General features: G+C 39.6%; 13 protein-coding genes. 7 read left to right on the plus strand and 6 right to left on the minus strand.

Annotation, left to right across the window (positions count from 1 at the left end):
• Window positions 1–27: 27 nt before the first annotated feature.
• The gene (locus P9B04_RS00300; RefSeq protein WP_342052996.1) at window positions 28–1071 is read right to left on the minus strand and encodes a cache domain-containing protein; all 1044 of its coding nucleotides are present in this window, start codon (window positions 1069–1071) and stop codon (window positions 28–30) included.
• A 526-nt stretch (window positions 1072–1597) separates the two neighbouring features.
• On the opposite strand from P9B04_RS00300, the gene P9B04_RS00305 reads away from it, so the two are divergent.
• The 4 genes from P9B04_RS00305 to P9B04_RS00320 all read left to right on the plus strand — a co-directional run bounded on the left by P9B04_RS00305 (window position 1598) and on the right by P9B04_RS00320 (window position 6484).
• Window positions 1598–3232 (plus strand): mechanosensitive ion channel family protein, encoded by a 1635-nt coding sequence (locus P9B04_RS00305; RefSeq protein ID WP_342052997.1) that lies wholly within the window; start codon window positions 1598–1600, stop codon window positions 3230–3232.
• Window positions 3198–4238: a tRNA (adenosine(37)-N6)-threonylcarbamoyltransferase complex transferase subunit TsaD gene (gene tsaD, locus P9B04_RS00310; RefSeq protein ID WP_342052998.1), complete on the plus strand. Its 1041-nt coding sequence runs from the start codon at window positions 3198–3200 to the stop codon at window positions 4236–4238. The genes P9B04_RS00305 and tsaD overlap by 35 nt, the downstream gene beginning before the upstream one ends.
• A 124-nt stretch (window positions 4239–4362) precedes the next feature.
• The gene (locus P9B04_RS00315; RefSeq protein WP_342052999.1) at window positions 4363–5067 is read left to right on the plus strand and encodes a hypothetical protein; all 705 of its coding nucleotides are present in this window, start codon (window positions 4363–4365) and stop codon (window positions 5065–5067) included.
• Window positions 5068–5092: 25 nt separating this feature from the next.
• A complete protein-coding gene (locus P9B04_RS00320; protein WP_342053000.1) occupies window positions 5093–6484 on the plus strand; it encodes a hemolysin family protein in 1392 nt (463 codons plus the stop codon).
• Window positions 6485–6522: 38 nt separating this feature from the next.
• Here the strand turns inward: P9B04_RS00320 and P9B04_RS00325 are convergent, their stop codons facing one another.
• A complete protein-coding gene (locus P9B04_RS00325) occupies window positions 6523–7815 on the minus strand; it encodes a Glu/Leu/Phe/Val family dehydrogenase (protein ID WP_342053001.1) in 1293 nt (430 codons plus the stop codon).
• Window positions 7816–7958: 143 nt separating this feature from the next.
• On the minus strand, window positions 7959–8591 hold the full coding sequence (locus tag P9B04_RS00330) for a phosphoribosylanthranilate isomerase (protein WP_342053002.1): 633 nt from the start codon (window positions 8589–8591) through the stop codon (window positions 7959–7961).
• Window positions 8592–8848: 257 nt separating this feature from the next.
• Between P9B04_RS00330 and P9B04_RS00335 the strand changes: the two genes are divergently transcribed.
• Together P9B04_RS00335 and P9B04_RS00340 are read left to right on the plus strand one after the other, a co-directional pair.
• A complete protein-coding gene (locus P9B04_RS00335) occupies window positions 8849–9280 on the plus strand; it encodes an FHA domain-containing protein (RefSeq protein WP_342053003.1) in 432 nt (143 codons plus the stop codon).
• A 512-nt stretch (window positions 9281–9792) separates the two neighbouring features.
• On the plus strand, window positions 9793–12162 hold the full coding sequence (locus P9B04_RS00340) for an ATP-dependent Clp protease ATP-binding subunit (RefSeq protein WP_342053004.1): 2370 nt from the start codon (window positions 9793–9795) through the stop codon (window positions 12160–12162).
• Window positions 12163–12390: 228 nt separating this feature from the next.
• On the opposite strand, the gene P9B04_RS00345 is transcribed toward P9B04_RS00340, so the two are convergent.
• The 3 genes from P9B04_RS00345 to P9B04_RS00355 form a co-directional block, all read right to left on the minus strand.
• Window positions 12391–12726 carry a ribulose bisphosphate carboxylase small subunit gene (locus P9B04_RS00345; protein WP_342053005.1) on the minus strand — a complete coding sequence of 112 codons (336 nt, stop codon included), beginning with the start codon at window positions 12724–12726 and terminating at the stop codon, window positions 12391–12393.
• A 23-nt stretch (window positions 12727–12749) separates the two neighbouring features.
• A complete protein-coding gene (locus tag P9B04_RS00350) occupies window positions 12750–13148 on the minus strand; it encodes a chaperonin family protein RbcX (protein ID WP_287139787.1) in 399 nt (132 codons plus the stop codon).
• A gap of 82 nt (window positions 13149–13230) precedes the next feature.
• The gene (locus P9B04_RS00355) at window positions 13231–14649 is read right to left on the minus strand and encodes a form I ribulose bisphosphate carboxylase large subunit (protein WP_342053006.1); all 1419 of its coding nucleotides are present in this window, start codon (window positions 14647–14649) and stop codon (window positions 13231–13233) included.
• 599 nt (window positions 14650–15248) lie between these two features.
• Here P9B04_RS00355 and P9B04_RS00360 point away from each other — a divergent pair.
• Window positions 15249–16214: a glutathione S-transferase family protein gene (locus tag P9B04_RS00360; RefSeq protein ID WP_342053007.1), complete on the plus strand. Its 966-nt coding sequence runs from the start codon at window positions 15249–15251 to the stop codon at window positions 16212–16214.
• The last annotated feature ends 426 nt before the right edge of the window (window positions 16215–16640 follow it).

Raw genomic sequence — 16640 nt, forward strand, 5'->3', positions numbered from 1 at the left:
GAAGCAGGAATTGAACATCAAGCCTGTCTAGGTTTGTCTAGGTTTCATGAAGCAGGCTAAAAGAGGACGAGTCATACGGTTGGCGAGGTAAGCAGCCACAATACCAACAAAAATAGCTGTTAATCCTGTCCCTAAAATAAAAGTCCAGAGGAGTTGTTCTTGCGCTGCAAATGCTATGGAGGTTTTGGTAAGTAAAATTGCATCCCAGTTTAGCTCAGGTTGCTCAGAAAGGTTGGCAACGGGAACATAGGTAATGAGCCATTCTTCTTTCGATTCCTGTCCTACCGCTCTGACAGTTTTTGGTTGTCTGCCCTCGATTATATCTCCTAAGACGGGGAATTCTTTGAGCAGGTTATCTTTTTCCCATTGATCAACATTACTAATAAAGGCCTCGGACTTGCCATCTACGAGAACGTAATTGGTTTTTCCCTCGTGAGCGTAGTTTTTAATGAAATTTTCTAGGTCTTCCACAGTGGCGCGAGAACGAATAACACCGATGGTTTCGTCACTGAGAGCATCTTTGACTGGAGAGGCAAAATGTAGGCTGAAAACCCCTGTAGTCTTAGATGGCCTTGGTTGAGCGATGGCCGGTTGATCTGTTTCGAGAACTGCCTGAAAATAGTCTCTGCTTTTGTGGTTTGGAAGGACAATTCCTGTTTCTCCTTGAGCGATACGCTCGCCATTCATCTCAAAAAGACCAATACTGTTGTACAATCCATCAGAGGCTTCAATCACTCGCTGCAGAGTTTGATCTTTTTCTTGTGGTGTGGCGATTTGTCTTAGTCTGGGATCGGCAAAAATAGATAAATTTGCCATCTGCTTGATGTCCATGTAGCGTTCCTCAATAGAACGCTTCACCTTATCTGACATATCAAAGGTTTGGGCTGCTTGTTCTTCGGTAATGCGTTGGGTAATACTACGATTGGCGAAGTAATAGGACACTGAACCGATGAGTAAGATGGGTAAGGTACTCATGGTTATTGCTAGTAAGGTGGTTTTCTTTCTGAGATCCAGGTTTTTCCACCAGTGAGGGATTATTTGATTAGGCTTCTGCCCATCTTTATTTATCATTATTTATGGTATTAAATTTCTTTTCTTTTTTAATATTCCCAAGATGAATATGGGAATTTACTTGGCGAGAAAAGTCTTAGGAGTATGAGACAAAAATAGTAAAAGAAAGAATACGGTATTTTAAACCCTCTAAAATCTTTTTCTTGCATATTTCACCAGAATTTTAGAAGCGATCGCTCTTGAATTTCCCATCTCAATCAACACACTGGCATACAGTAAGCTATATTGTTAGTTAATAAGTAGTTAGACATAAGTAGTCGGACATACATAAAACTACTGTCCTCAGAAATATTAACCAGTCTAAAACCCTTATTTGTTAACTGCTAACTGTTAACTGCTCACTGCTCACTGTTCCCTGTGGACAATATGATGTTCTAATTAAATTTGGATTTATATGTATTTTTGGAGCAAAAAGAAAAATTTTATCACTGCTTTACTAACCTGGATTTTAACAATTTTCATTATTGTAAATTTTCTGGGCTGTTTTAGTCCAACTTTAAGCCAGGAAAAACCAACAGCACCCATAATGCTTAAAGGAAGAACCTTATTTTATGTTAGTGAATCAGGGCAATACACGGCACGAAGAAGGGCTAAAGAAGCCAATAATCATTTAGAAAAGATATTAGAGGAGGGTAATTCTCCTATTCTTGTCGAAATTGATGTAAGTCAAGAAGTTCCTGTCATTGTTATTAATGAACGTTATTTTATTTCTGTTACTTATAATGATGTTCCCGTTGGAAAAAGTTTACAAGGGCAAGCTTTGGCTTGGAAAAATACCCTAGAAGTTGCCACTAGGAAAGCAGAATATGAAAGAACTCCACAATATTATGTTAAGGCCATTGTTATTGCGATCGCTGTTATTTTTCTAGCCTTTATTTTATCTTGGAAATTGGGGGTAATTTGGCAACGTTGGCTCAAACCTCTGAGTGAAACAGATAAAGATTCCCATCCTCCTAATTCTAATACTTCTAATCAACCTTCAACAGACCATCCTCGGGAATCTTCTTTCAATTTTCAATTAATTTCTTTATTAGTTTTATTGGCAATCATTAGAGGAATTATTTGGATTTTTGCCCTTGGTTATATTAGTCGTTTATTTCACGAAACCCGTCAAGGGAGTGATGTAATAATTGAAATACTCCAAATTAGCTTAATCACCGATATTTTTCCATTAGGCAATCAAAAATATTCCATCCTAGACTTTTTTATTTTAATTGGTTTGTTAACTGGTTTAGTTACCTTAACTCGTATGGTGAGTCGTGTTTTGAAATCTAAATTATTGAGTGCTACCGGACTCAATCGTGCAGTTCAGGATACCACTGCTTTAATTGTTAACTACACCTTGATTTTTTTAGGGACTATTGTTGTTCTACAAGTTTGGGGATTAGACCTTAGTTCTTTAACAGTTTTCGCCAGTGTTTTAGGGGTAGGTATCGGTTTAGGATTACAAGGAATTGCCAAAGAATTTGTTAGTGGATTGGTGTTAATTTTCGAGCGTCCCATTCAAGTAGGAGATTTTGTAGATGTGGATGGGTTAATGGGAACTGTAGAAAGAATTAGCGTCAGAAGTACAGAAATAAGAACATTGGATCAAATTTCTGTTATTTTACCTAATTCTCGTTTTCTAGATTCAGAAGTAATTAATTGGAGTCATTCTAGTCCTATTTCTCGCTTAAAAATTCCCGTCGGTGTTGCTTATGGTTCTAATTTAGAAGCGGTTAGAAAAATTTTAATCGATACTGCTAGAAATCATCAAGATATTTTATATACCCCATCTCCGCAAGTATTTTTTTCTGATTTTGGTGATAGTTCTCTCAACTTTAAATTATTAGTTTGGATCAATAAACCTCACAAACAATTTAAAATTAAAAGCGATCTCTACTTTAAAATTGACAGTCAATTTAGACAAGAAGGCATAGAAATTCCTTTCCCTCAAACAGACATAAACTTTCGCTCTAGCGATGTACCTGCACAAAATTTATCTCCTGAATTAATTAATTCTCTAACTACTTTATCTAACAGCTTAGCAATGTGGTTAAAACACAACTCAAATTATCATGGTACACAAGAGAAAAATAAAGAGATAAAATTAGATAAGACAACAAAAAAATCAAATTCCATTTCCCATGAAAACGATTCTAGCTATCGAAACCAGTTGTGATGAAACTGCTGTCGCCATTGTTAATGAACAGAAGATTTATAGTAGTGTTGTTGCATCTCAAATTGATTTACATAAGCGTTACGGTGGTGTGGTTCCAGAAGAAGCTTCCCGTCAACATCTTTTAACCATTAACCCTTGCATTGAAGAAGCGATGGAAGCAGCAAAATTAACCTGGAATCATATCGATGGTATCGCTGCAACCGTTGCTCCAGGATTAGTTGGAGCTTTAATGGTAGGAGAAACTGCCGCCAAAACCCTTGCTATGATTCATCAAAAACCCTTCTTAGGAATTCACCATTTAGAAGGTCATATTTACGCAACTTATCTTAGTCAACCCCATTGGCAAACTCCTTTTTTATGTCTATTGGTATCGGGGGGTCATACCAGTCTAATTCATGTTAAAGATTGCGGTGTCTATCAACAATTGGGAAACACTCGTGACGATGCAGCAGGAGAAGCGTTTGATAAAGTAGCTAGGTTATTAAACCTCGGTTATCCAGGAGGGCCAATTATCGATAAATTAGCCCTCCAAGGGAACCCAAAAAGGTTTAATCTACCAGAAGGAAAAGTATCTTTACCCCAAGGAGGTTATCATCCCTATGACTTTAGTTTTAGTGGCTTAAAAACAGCGGTTTTACGGTTAGTGGAAAAGCTCAAAAAAGAGCATAAAGAATCCTTACCCGTTGCTGATTTAGCGGCTAGTTTTCAAGCAACCGTCGCCCGTTCCCTAACAAAAAAAACCACTGCTTGCGCTCTAGATCATAAATTAACCCACATTGCTGTTGGTGGTGGGGTTGCTGCCAATAGTGGTTTGAGAAATCACCTGCAACAAGCAGCTAAAGAACACAATCTAACCGTCCATTTTCCTCCCCTAAAACTTTGCACCGATAACGCTGCAATGATTGCTTGTGCCGCTTGTGATCACCTGGAAAGAGGTCATATTTCTTCCTGGAATCTGGGGGTACAATCTCGTTTATCCATTACCGATGTCATGACTCTTTACTAGAAGATTACAAGACTAGGAGTGTGGGGAAACCTAAAAAGCGATCGCTAATAAATTACCAAAGTCGGGATAGGTTAGAAAGGATTATAATTCAATATAATTAAGTATAATTTCAGAGACTGTACTGATGAAGATTAATCAAACCTTAAAACTAACTTTACTACTATTATTAATCATGTCCGGAGCGGGTACCGCAAGTGCTTATCTTGCTTACCAAGCAGGAACCCAAGCTCTAAAAGGGGTGAGTCAACCAGAAAACAATCCCACCAAGAAATTAGGTGAGAGTTCTAAAAAATCCAATGAACCCACGGAATTTAAACCCATCGATGAAAAAACCATCTTAATTAGAGTATACGACCACACCCACAAGAAAAATCAAGCCATTACTAAAAAAGAACAAGAGTCAAAAAAAAATAACACTGAAGATAAAACGACTCAATCCAAACGGAATGACTCTCCAGATGTAGAAACCTCTCAATACATGGCTAATTTTCCCATGCAAGTGCAAGATCAAGGGGTTAAATTAGAAATTCAAGAAGCCAGTAACGAAGGAACAAACTTATCATTTAAGATAAATTTACAAAACCAAGGAACAACCTCGGTGAAATTTCTTTACAGTTTTTTGGAGGTTAAAGATAGTGAAGGACGCGCCTTGAGTGCTATCACCGAAGGACTTCCGGAAGAATTACCCCCCAACAGCGAGAATTTTGCAGGGAAGGTTAAAATTCCCAGTGCCTTAGTGGATGACAGTCAAGCCCTATCGTTTAATTTAACAGATTATCCGGATCAAAAACTGCAGTTGAATATCCCTCAAATTCCAGTTATTCGATAATCTTTGCGATTGTCACACCATCTATATGACCACCCATACAATCTTAATACGGGCTTTTTCAATTCTCTTATTGATAGCCATTAACGCCTTTTTTGTCACTGCAGAATTTGCTATGGTTTCAGTGAGGCGATCGCGCGTTAGTCAGTTGGTTAAAGCAGGGGACATTCAGGCGCAGACGGTACAATCCTTACAGCGTAGTCTTGATCGCCTTTTATCCACCACTCAATTGGGTATTACCCTTTCTAGTTTAGCTTTGGGTTGGATAGGGGAAAGTACCATGGCCAGATTGGTGCTGGAAACCTTATCAGTATTGCCTTTATCCCCTGTTCTTGTCAACAGTTTAGCCCACACCATCGCCATTCCCTTCGCTTTTATATCTTTGGTCTATTTACAGATTGTTTTGGGGGAATTATGCCCTAAATCGGTGGCTTTAATCTATTCTGAACAATTAGCCCGTTTTTTGGGCCCCTCTATCGGTGTCATCGCTCAAGTTTTTAACCCTTTCATCTGGATTTTAAACCAGTCTACCCGTTATTTGTTACGCAGCGTTGGCATTAGATACAACACCAATGGGGGTCATAGTCAAGTAACATCCGAAGAATTACAGTTAATTATTGCCACAGAAGGAGAGTCTACGGGTCTAGAAGCGCAAGAGCGGGAATTATTAAAAAATATCTTTGAATTTGGTGCAGTTAATGCTGTAGAGGTGATGGTTCCCCGCACACAGTTAGTAGCGATCGCAGAAACAGCGACTTTTGAGGAGTTGTTACAGGAAGTCACAGAAACGGGACATTCTCGTTATCCCGTAAAAGGAGACTCCCTGGATGATATTTTAGGTATTATTGACTTTAAAGATTTGGCAGAACCTTTGAGTAAGGGAGAGTTAACTGCAACCGCTTTTATTGAGTCTTGGATCAAACCTGTTAAGTTTGTCTCTGAGTCCATGGCCTTAGATGAATTGTTAGCATTGATGCAGCGATCGCAACTTAAAATGGTGATGGTAGTAGATGAATTTGGGGGAACATCGGGACTGATTACCATACAAGATGTGATTGGTGAAATTTTGGGAAACGATATAGAAGCAACTATTGAAGAAGAAGATACCCTAAAAATGATCGATGAACATAATTTTTTGATAGAAGCACAACTCAATCTTGAAGAATTAAACGATGTTTTGGGGTTAGATTTACCTTTAACAGATGAGTATCAAACCTTGGCAGGATTTTTGTTATACCAGTGGCAAAAAATGCCCACCGAGGGAGAAACTTTCAGTTACGGCAATTTATCTTTTACTATCGTAGATTCGGAGGGGCCGCGCCTAAGAAAAATACATCTTGCTCGACAACTTCCTACGATTATTGAACCTTTACAAAACGCAACCGAACCCTTACAAAACCCAAATCAAAGTAATGAGTAAACCGATCATTATTTGGGAAGTATCAGTATAACCTCATTTCAATTGCTAGAACCATTAACATAGTAATCTCTAGTACCTTTTGCATCCAATGCGTCTCCTAAACGGTTTAAAGCATGAATATAAGCTGCTGTTCTCATGGACACTCCATTTTCTTGTGCGATGGACAAAACTGCTTGGGTTTCACTGGTCATTTTCTCTCTCATTCGCTGATTAACTTCTATTTTAGTCCAATACAAACCGCTACGATTTTGTACCCATTCAAAATAACTAACCGTTACCCCTCCTGCATTAACCAAAATATCAGGAAAAACATAGATTCCTTTCTCATCTAAAATCGAATCCGCTGCAGAATTTATAGGACCGTTTGCTACTTCAAAGATAAACTTTGCTCTAATATTATTGGCATTTTTAGCTGTTATTTGGTTTTCTAAAGCAGCCGGAATTAAAACGTCTACGTCTAACTCCAATAACTCTTCGTTGGTAATACTTTCATGCTCAACAATATTGCAAACAGTGTCGTGACAATAGATGGCAGCAATTCCTCGATGTTCTTTTTTATAGTTACGAATACTAACAATATCTAATCCTTGCTCTGCATAAATTCCCCCTTTAGAATCACTAACTGCTACAACTTTATAACCAACTTTTGCTAATAATTCTGCTACCACTGCACCAGCTTTTCCAAACCCTTGTACCGCAACGGTTGTGGTTTCTGGTATCAGTTCAAACTTAGGAAGAATGGTTTGAATAACGTAATATGCACCGGTGCCAGTTGCAGTATCTCTTCCTTGACTACCTCCCATTGTTTGGGGTTTTCCTGTCACTACACCAGGGCTAATTTTTCGCTGAATAATACTATATTGATCCATCATCCAACCCATGATCATTTGATTGGTATAAACATCCGGTGCAAGGATGTCCATATCGGGACCAATAAAATCAGCGATCGCTTCTATATAACCCCGACTTAATCTCTCTAATTCTTGTTTTGAGAGTTCTTTAGGATTAAGATTTATTCCGCCTTTTGCACCCCCAAAAGGTAGGTTTAATAAGGCACATTTAAAAGTCATCCAAAAGGCTAAAGATTGTACCTCATCCATAGTGACATTAGGATGATACCTAACCCCACCTTTTCCTGGTCCTCGGGTATCATCATAACGCACTCTATACCCTTGAAAAATTCGCAACGAACCATCATCCATTCTCACAGGAATGGAAACGCTTAAACTGGTTTTAGGATGTTTTAATCGTTCGATGGCATCATCAGAAATAGAGGTATATTTTAGTGCTTTTTCTAGTCTTGTACTCGCATCGGCAAGTAGTCCGTTCATAATTTTTTATCCCCTACATTTCAAAGGTTAATGAAGATAAATGAACAATATTTTTTGCTTATTAATTAAATTTTAAGATGTTAAAAGGAAAATAGTTAACCAAGCTTAGCAATTATTTATTATTTGACGCTTTTTGTAACAAACTAAAGCACTTGATTGAGTTGTGTAAATAATTGACTCACTTTATCTATGTCTTTGTCTCCAGGCGATCGCTCGACTCCACTGGATAAGTCGATGCCATCCGGAGCTAAATTGTCAAGTGCCTGTAAAATGTTGTTAGGGTTTAATCCTCCTGCTAAAAACCAGGGAATATCTGGGTTAAAAGTAGCCAAAATGTCCCAATTTAAAGTTTTTCCGGTTCCTCCCAACTGTTGAGCATCGTAAGCGTCTAACAATAAAGTATCTATCGCTTCCCCATACTCAGGGATGTTTACCAAAGATGTTAAGGTTTTAACCCTAAAAGCTTTAATAATTTCTAAATCTGGCCACAATTGTTTAATCTCAGCGCAAAATTGGGGCGTTTCCTGTCCGTGTAGTTGCAACCCGGTTAATCGAGCTACCTTTAAAACTGCCTCAATCTCTGTTAAACTGGCGTTAGCAAACACTGCTATGCGATCTATGTTTGTGGGGATGACTTCAATAATCTCTTGAATTTGTTGGGACTTAACATGACGCGGTGATGACTCAACACAAATAAACCCCAAAGCAGTTGCACCCAGTTCTGCGATCGCTTGTCCCTGTTTTGCCTGAGTAATACCACAAACTTTAACACGCATTTTTTCTACATCCTAGTAGTTGCTACGTGATCATATCTCAACAGCGAGAACCACGCAGTTAATAGTAAGCATAAATTTAACTGATAATTACTCCCTGATCAATCGTTAGTGTATTACTCAATTTTTACTAAGAATTGATTATACGCTCTTGACAAAGATTTATTATGGGAGTAGTTTTCAACACTGCGTCGTGCTGTATTTTTGGGCCAGGAAATGAAAACTCAGTGATGAAACACCCTTTATAACCTAAAACCTTGGTGATTACTCTAACCTTACTTCATCCGACCAAAACCACTCCCATCCAAAGTTGGACTTTTAAAACCACAACGACTATTCGCATTGGTCGTTCTACCGATAATGAGGTAGTTCTTTATAGTGCAGTTGTTTCTCGTCATCATTTAGAGATTCGTTACGAAAAAAATCACTGGGGAATCGTTAATTTAGGAACCAATGGTACTTATATTGATGGAAAATTAATTAATGAAAAGCAGGTCAAAGATGGTATGACAATCCGCTTAGCCAGTTCTGGCCCAACAATTAAAATTCATCTTTCCTCGGAGGAGTCGTCTACCCAACGCCCAGTAACTCAAATTAATAAATCCGAGTCGTTCCCTCCTGTTAAACGGAAACGATCATCCGCAGAGGACACCATAGACGAAACCGTTACCAATGAACCTGGTGATGAATAGTTGAGAATTATCGGTTTTCTTGGACTCATGAGGTACACCTAAGACTGACATCTTGCACCAGTACATAAAAACTTAAATTAGTAAGATGTCAGCAGTTCCTCACTCCGTTCCGGCGCTATCGCACAGCGTTCGGCTTTCAGCTAAGAGATGAAAGCGTTAAGCATTGGTTTAATCTCACTCACAGCATAAGATGGAGATTGATATGTTTCAACTGATGGCTAATGGCTGATAGCTGAACCCTTACAAACTAGCCAGTTTTATCGAAGGTGCAAGATGTGAGTAAGACCAAATCGGCTTTAGAAAGTAGATAATCATCTTGAGAAGGCAGGGGACGCAGGGTACTCAGAGGGAGAAAAAATATTGCTCTACTCATGATAGGCCGATTTAGTATAACTCCTGTCTCCTGTCTCAAGAGGACTAATTACGGCTATCCCCACTGCAACCCTGAAAAAAAAACGATACAGTATGAAGTATGATATTAAGAAATGTAACAAACTGTAAACCAAAAATTTATGTTTGAGAATTTTACCGATAAAGCGATTAAATCTATCATGCTTGCCCAAGAAGAAGCGCAACGCATGGGACAAAATTTAGTGGGAACAGAACACCTGTTACTGGGATTACTAGGTCAGGAAAACTCCTTATCTGCTCAAGTTTTGCAAGGCATGGGAGTGAACCTAATCAGTGCGAGACAAACTATAGAACGTCTAAGGGGTAAAGGAGGAGGGTTTAGTCCAAGTAATTTACCATTTACTCCTACCGTTAAACAAATTTTAGAAAAATCATTTGAAGTAGCCCGTAAAGATAATAGTTTTGTCACCCCTGAATATATATTAATGGTTTTGCTATCCGATCCCACCACGGTAGCAGTAAAAGTTTTGATTTCTTTAGGTGTTGATACAAAAGAATTACGCACCGCTCTTGTGAACAAATTAGGAGAAGAGGAGCAAGTGCCTGTAACCGCAGGAGAAAAAACCTCTCCATTTGCTAATTTTTCCCAATCTAAGGCTACCCTAGAACAGTTCGGTACAAATTTAACAAAAAAGGCTAGAGAAGGGCAAATAGACCCTGTGGTGGGACGAAACACAGAAATCCAAAGAACTATTCAAGTTCTTGGTCGTCGTAGTAAGAATAATCCTGTTTTGGTGGGTGAACCCGGAGTGGGGAAAACTGCGATCGCCGAAGGATTAGCTCAGCGTATTGTCGAAGGGGATGTACCCGAAATTTTACAGGACAAACAGGTATTTGCCCTAGATATGGGGTTATTGGTAGCGGGAACTCGCTTTCGTGGAGAATTTGAACAAAGATTAAAGTCCATCGTCGAACAGGTCAAAGAATCTGGTAGCATTATCCTGGTCATCGACGAAATACATACCTTAGTAGGTGCTGGAACTATGGGTGGAGTTATGGATGCAGCGAACCTCTTAAAACCAGCTTTAGCAAGGGGCGAATTGCAATGTTTGGGAACAACTACTTTAGATGAATATCGTCAGTATATCGAAAAAGATGCAGCCCTAGAAAGGCGATTTCAACCGGTGATGGTAGGGGAACCCTCTGTTGAGGAAACTATCGAAATTTTAGAGGGGTTGCGTAAAGAATACGAAGCCCATCATCAAGTTAAGTTTTCGCAAAAAGCCATCGCAGCAGCTGCCCATTTAGGAGAAAGATATATTAGCGATCGCTTCTTACCAGATAAGGCGATTGATCTTATCGATGAAGCTGGATCTCGCATTCACCTACGGCATTGTTCACAGATGAAAAATCAGTCTTCTTTCGAGGACGAAAACGAAGCCCCAGTTATCAATCCTGACTCTTTGATTCCCGTGGTTGATGAAGAAGATATTGCCCAAATTGTCACCGCCTGGACGGGTGTTCCTGTCAATAAACTGACAGAAACAGAGTCAGAATCTTTGATGTATTTAGAGGATAATTTACACGAGCGGATTATCGGTCAACAAGCAGCTGTAACAGCCGTATCTCGATCTGTTCGTCGCTCTAGAATCGGTTTACAAAACCCTAAACGTCCCATTGCAAGCTTTATTTTTGCCGGACCTACTGGAGTCGGTAAAACTGAATTAACAAAGGCCTTAGCACAGTTTTTATTCGGTTCAAAAGACGCCATGATTCGTTTAGATATGTCCGAATATATGGAACGTCATACCGTATCTAAATTAATCGGAACTGCCCCTGGTTTTGTAGGCTACGAAGAGGGTGGACAATTAACCGAAGCGGTTCGCCGTAAACCCTACAGTGTAGTTTTGTTTGATGAGATAGAGAAAGCTCATCCTGATGTCTTTAATTTACTGTTGCAACTATTAGAAGATGGACGGTTAACCGACAGTAAAGGACGCACCGTCGACTTTAGAAACACCTTAATTATTATGACTTCCAATATTGGCTCAAAAGTTATTGAGAAAGGGGGTGATAATTTTGGTTTTGAAACCGAAGACGAAGACGAAAATGTTAACTATAAACGCATTCAAGGAGCAGTCAACGATGAGTTAAAACAATACTTTCGTCCTGAATTTTTGAATCGTTTGGATGAGATAATTGTTTTCCGTCAACTGACTAAACCTGAAGTAACAGAAATTGCTGATTTATTGTTAGCAGAAGTTGCCCAACAATTGTACGAACAACGTCAAATTAGTTTAACGGTTAGCGAGGATTTCAAAGCTTTAGTGGTCGAAGAAGGGTACGATCCAAGCTATGGTGCTAGACCTTTGCGTCGTGCTATTATGGGACGTTTAGAAGACAGTTTAGCTGAATCAATTTTAGCTGGCAATATTCAGGATGGCGACACTGTAATGGTGGATGTTTCTGAAGACAATAAAGTGAAAGTAGAGGCTACTTTACAACCGGATTATGCTTATATTGATGGTTAGTTTTTTCGCTAACGATTGAATAGTTTTGGTAAGCATTCAGTTATCAGTTATCAGTTATCAGCCATCAGCTATCAGTTTTATGATCTGCACCTTTATCTGTTAGCTGAACACTGACTGCTGAATGCTTACCCCTGGTTAGTATCAAGTATTCTTCCGCAAATAATATTAACCTACCCACAATAATTGTAGGTAGGTCAAGATTGAAAGCTCAAAGTTCTCTAAAACAGCCTAGTATGCGCGGTTGTTAGGCTTGTGAACGATGAAACTCATGGTTTGACACTGTTTAATGTTGTCAAAACCAATAACGCGGATGTAGGCGTTAGGATACTCAGAACGACATTCCCGTACTTCAGCCAATACTTCTTGTGCAGAACCGGCACCAAATAAAGGTAACTTCCACATGGTCCAGAAGTGAGTTGTTGGGTTGGGCTCTTCTTCAAACTCAACCCCAGGAATCATGCCTTGATCCAAGACATTTTGAACTTGGAGAAGAATTTGTTGATCCGTTAAAGGGGGTAAATAAGAAAGGGTTTCGTAACGACGCTCTTTAGGTAATGTTTTCATTGCTGGTTAGTTCCTATCTCAAATTAGTCACAATTAGGGTTTAAGTCATCATTCTCTGACTCAGAAGCAGTTGAGGAGATCGGGGGAGCATTGGTAAGCCTCTCCAATAGCCGCCGACGATGTTCTACATTGGCCTGACTAATACGATGCCTCACCATCTGGGGCATAAATTCCATCACCTCAGAGGCTAGATATTCTCGCACTTTGAGAATACGTAACACTAGCTCTTTATCTTCTCCCATTAAACCTTCAATAAAAGGTTCCCCTTTTTGGATATTGTGGGAAGCTGTATATTGCCTCAGCCATATAGCCTGTTTGGGGTTGGTTTCCGATAATTGGTCAAGAATCACACGAACCGCTTGATAAGTTAGGTAATTTTGTATTACTTCGGCAGTATCATTAGCTATTTTTTTGGGATACATAGATGCCTACCCGTCCCTCCTCGGACACAGTTGTTAGTTTTCAGTTTTTAATATCTTTTAAAAACTAACAATTATCCCAAGATTAGAGTGTATCCATTGCCTCAAACTCGAATTTAATTTCTTTCCAAAGTTCACAAGCAGCAGCCAACTCAGGACTCCACTTACAAGCTTCGCGGATAACTTGGTTACCTGCTTCACCGGATAAGGAACGACCTTCGTTACGAGCTTGGACACAAGCTTCAAGAGCTACACGGTTAGCGGTTGCACCAGGTGCGTTACCCCAGGGGTGTCCTAAAGTACCACCACCGAACTGTAAGCAGGAGTCGTCGCCGAAGATTTCCACTAAGGCGGGCATATGCCATACGTGGATACCACCGGAAGCAACAGGCATTGTTCCAGGCATTGAAGCGTAGTCTTGGGTGAAGAAAATACCGCGAGAACGATCTTCTTCAACATAGTCTTCACGCATGAGGTCAACAAACCCCATAGTGATACCTCTTTCCCCTTCTAACTTACCTACAACGGTTCCAGAGTGGAGGTGGTCACCACCAGATAAACGTAAACACTTAGCTAGAACGCGGAAGTGGATACCATGATTTTTCTGACGGTCAATTACCGCGTGCATAGCACGGTGAATGTGGAGTAATAAACCGTTGTCACGACAGAACTTAGCTAGGGTGGTGTTAGCAGTGAAACCACCGGTTATGAAGTCGTGCATGACGATGGGAGTGCCGATTTCTTTGGCAAACTCAGCCCGTTTCATCATTTCTTCACAAGTACCTGCGGTAACGTTGAGGTAGTGACCTTTAACTTCGTTGGTTTCAGCTTGTGATTTTTCGATGGCTTCTTGTACAAATAAGAAGCGATCGCGCCAACGCATAAACGGCTGAGAGTTAATGTTTTCGTCGTCCTTGGTGAAGTCTAAACCACCCCGTAAACATTCGTAAACCGCACGTCCGTAGTTTTTAGCGGATAGACCTAATTTGGGCTTAATGGTACAACCTAAGAGGGGACGACCGTACTTGTTTAGTTTATCCCGTTCAACGGTGATTCCGTGGGGAGGCCCTTGGAAGGTTTTGATCAAAGCAACGGGGAAGCGGATGTCTTCTAAACGTAACGCACGTAAAGCTTTGAAACCGAAAACGTTACCCACTAAAGAGGTGAGGACGTTGGTTACAGATCCTTCTTCAAATAGGTCCAAAGGATAGGCGATGAAGCAGAAATACTGGTTGTCTTCGTTGGGAACAGGCTCGATATCATAACAACGACCTTTGTAACGATCTAAGTCGGTTAAGTTATCGGTCCATACAGTTGTCCAAGTTCCAGTAGAAGATTCTGCTGCTACTGCTGCACCGGCTTCTTCTGGAGGAACACCCGGTTGGGGAGTCATGCGGAAGCAAGCTAAAAGATCGGTATCTTTAGGGGTGTAGTCTGGGGTGTAGTAGGTTAGGCGGTAGTCCTGAACACCGGCATTAAACCCTGATTTGGTGGCCTGTGCCATTTTGTTATTCCTCCATGAATGGGCATCGTTAATTTCTCATTTATTAGTTCGTAAGTCGGTTTCTCCTGACCTACTGGTAATAGAGAAAATTGTAGAAAGTTATACGGTCGCTCAAAGTCGCTTGTAGTCAACCGTTTATTCACTTATGTGCTTTTCGAGTCCTTATCATATCACGATAGTTAGACCGTTTTAACATTGTTTTTTCTCTTTCTTAGGGAATTTTTTATTACAATTTGTAGACGATCTGATTAATTAAACTAATGAGTGTTTATACCCTAATGCCTCTTGTATAAGTTAGTTTTTCTCCATATCAGATATGTGATCATTTATCCTAAAAAATTTATAAATAGTTACATAAATTTTATTAATACAATGAGTAAGATTGCTTAATTTATTGGCAATAAGCAATAGAATAATCTTCGAGATAAATTTGCTTGTATCCAACTCAGGTAACTAGTAACTGGTAATTGATAACTGACATACTTTCTTTGATTGTCGATTTTTAGTTGACAATCTGTTAATAAAATGACCTATTCTCTTTTTTAAAGAAACAATCTATCCTAAAAGATGTAGAGATTTGTAAACGGTGCAGAAAAATTATGGGTCTTCTAATTGATGGTGTTTGGCACGACAAATGGTACGATACCAGCAAAACCGAAGGGCGATTTGTTCGTCAAGCGTCTCGGTTTCGTAACTGGGTAACTGCTGATGGAAGTCCTGGTCCGAGTGGTGATGGTGATTTTAAAGCAGAACCGAATCGCTATCATCTCTATGTTTCTTTGGCCTGTCCTTGGGCCCATCGTACCCTAATTTTTCGTTCCCTCAAAGGACTGGAAAAAATGATCTCTATATCAGTGGTTCACTGGTATATGGGGGAACATGGTTGGACGTTTGAACCAGGGGAAAATGTCATTACCGATCCCCTATTTGACGCTAAGTATCTACACGAAATTTATACCAAAGCTGATCCAGAATACACTGGTCGGGTAACAGTACCAATTCTCTGGGATAAACAGACAAAAACCATTGTTAACAACGAATCTTCGGAGATTATTCGGATGTTTAACAGTGCTTTTGATCAAATAGGAGCAAAACCAGGAGATTACTATCCCGAAGCTTTGAGAGATACTATTAACTCTCTCAATGAGCGCATTTACAATACTGTTAATAATGGGGTTTATAAATGCGGATTTGCCACCACACAGAATGCTTATGAAGAAGCTTTGAAACCTTTATTTGATAGTTTGGACTGGTTAGAAGAAATCTTTTCTAAGCAGCGTTATTTAACTGGAGAACAGATCACCGAAGCAGACTGGAGACTATTTACTACTTTAGTAAGATTTGATCCCGTTTATGTAGGACATTTCAAGTGTAATCTACGTCGCATTGTTGATTATCCTAATTTATGGAATTATCTCAGGGATCTATATCAAACTCCAGGTGTGGCAGAAACGGTGAATTTTCTTCACATTAAAGGTCATTATTACGAAAGTCACAAAACAATTAATCCCACTGGTGTTGTTCCTCTTGGTCCAGAAATTGATTTTATGGAACCTCATAAATAAAGCTGAGTTCGGGACAAGAAAAGGGAGGAATAGTAACCTGAAAATAATACAAATTCGGTTCTAAAACCAATCTTATCTTCGTAGAGGGGGCAGGAGGCAGAGGTGTGATCCAAGCGGATTCGCACCTTCGAAGACGCGGCGGTAGCCACCCGCATCTTTAAGCGCACCTTTAGGATTATTTCCATAAAGGAAAAAAGAGTTAAAGATGCTTGATCTTTTCCTCTTTATGTGTGTGTTAAACAAGCAGTAGAAATCTCTACTCTTTCTGATTAATAAACTAGAAAATTTTAAATAGCCGTGTTTTTAATCACTTAGGAAAAGTATGGTGAGGAACTAGCCCTTGCCATAATTGGCCTATGTCATATTTGGGGGTTTAACTCACATCTTGCACCAAGAAAAGTTGATATGAGAAGCGATGGCTAAAAC

Source organism: Crocosphaera sp. Alani8, from assembly GCF_038442745.1.
Lineage (GTDB): Bacteria > Cyanobacteriota > Cyanobacteriia > Cyanobacteriales > Microcystaceae > Crocosphaera.

What these genes read in the sequence shown, in the direction of transcription:
- P9B04_RS00300 (WP_342052996.1), bottom strand. Translation starts at nt 1,071, where the DNA reads ATGATAAATAAAGATGGGCAGAAGCCTAATCAAATAATCCCTCACTGG.
- P9B04_RS00305 (WP_342052997.1), top strand. Translation starts at nt 1,598, where the DNA reads ATGCTTAAAGGAAGAACCTTATTTTATGTTAGTGAATCAGGGCAATAC.
- tsaD (WP_342052998.1), top strand. Translation starts at nt 3,198, where the DNA reads ATGAAAACGATTCTAGCTATCGAAACCAGTTGTGATGAAACTGCTGTC.
- P9B04_RS00315 (WP_342052999.1), top strand. Translation starts at nt 4,363, where the DNA reads ATGAAGATTAATCAAACCTTAAAACTAACTTTACTACTATTATTAATC.
- P9B04_RS00320 (WP_342053000.1), top strand. Translation starts at nt 5,093, where the DNA reads ATGACCACCCATACAATCTTAATACGGGCTTTTTCAATTCTCTTATTG.
- P9B04_RS00325 (WP_342053001.1), bottom strand. Translation starts at nt 7,815, where the DNA reads ATGAACGGACTACTTGCCGATGCGAGTACAAGACTAGAAAAAGCACTA.
- P9B04_RS00330 (WP_342053002.1), bottom strand. Translation starts at nt 8,591, where the DNA reads ATGCGTGTTAAAGTTTGTGGTATTACTCAGGCAAAACAGGGACAAGCG.
- P9B04_RS00340 (WP_342053004.1), top strand. Translation starts at nt 9,793, where the DNA reads ATGTTTGAGAATTTTACCGATAAAGCGATTAAATCTATCATGCTTGCC.
- P9B04_RS00345 (WP_342053005.1), bottom strand. Translation starts at nt 12,726, where the DNA reads ATGAAAACATTACCTAAAGAGCGTCGTTACGAAACCCTTTCTTATTTA.
- P9B04_RS00350 (WP_287139787.1), bottom strand. Translation starts at nt 13,148, where the DNA reads ATGTATCCCAAAAAAATAGCTAATGATACTGCCGAAGTAATACAAAAT.
- P9B04_RS00355 (WP_342053006.1), bottom strand. Translation starts at nt 14,649, where the DNA reads ATGGCACAGGCCACCAAATCAGGGTTTAATGCCGGTGTTCAGGACTAC.
- P9B04_RS00360 (WP_342053007.1), top strand. Translation starts at nt 15,249, where the DNA reads ATGGGTCTTCTAATTGATGGTGTTTGGCACGACAAATGGTACGATACC.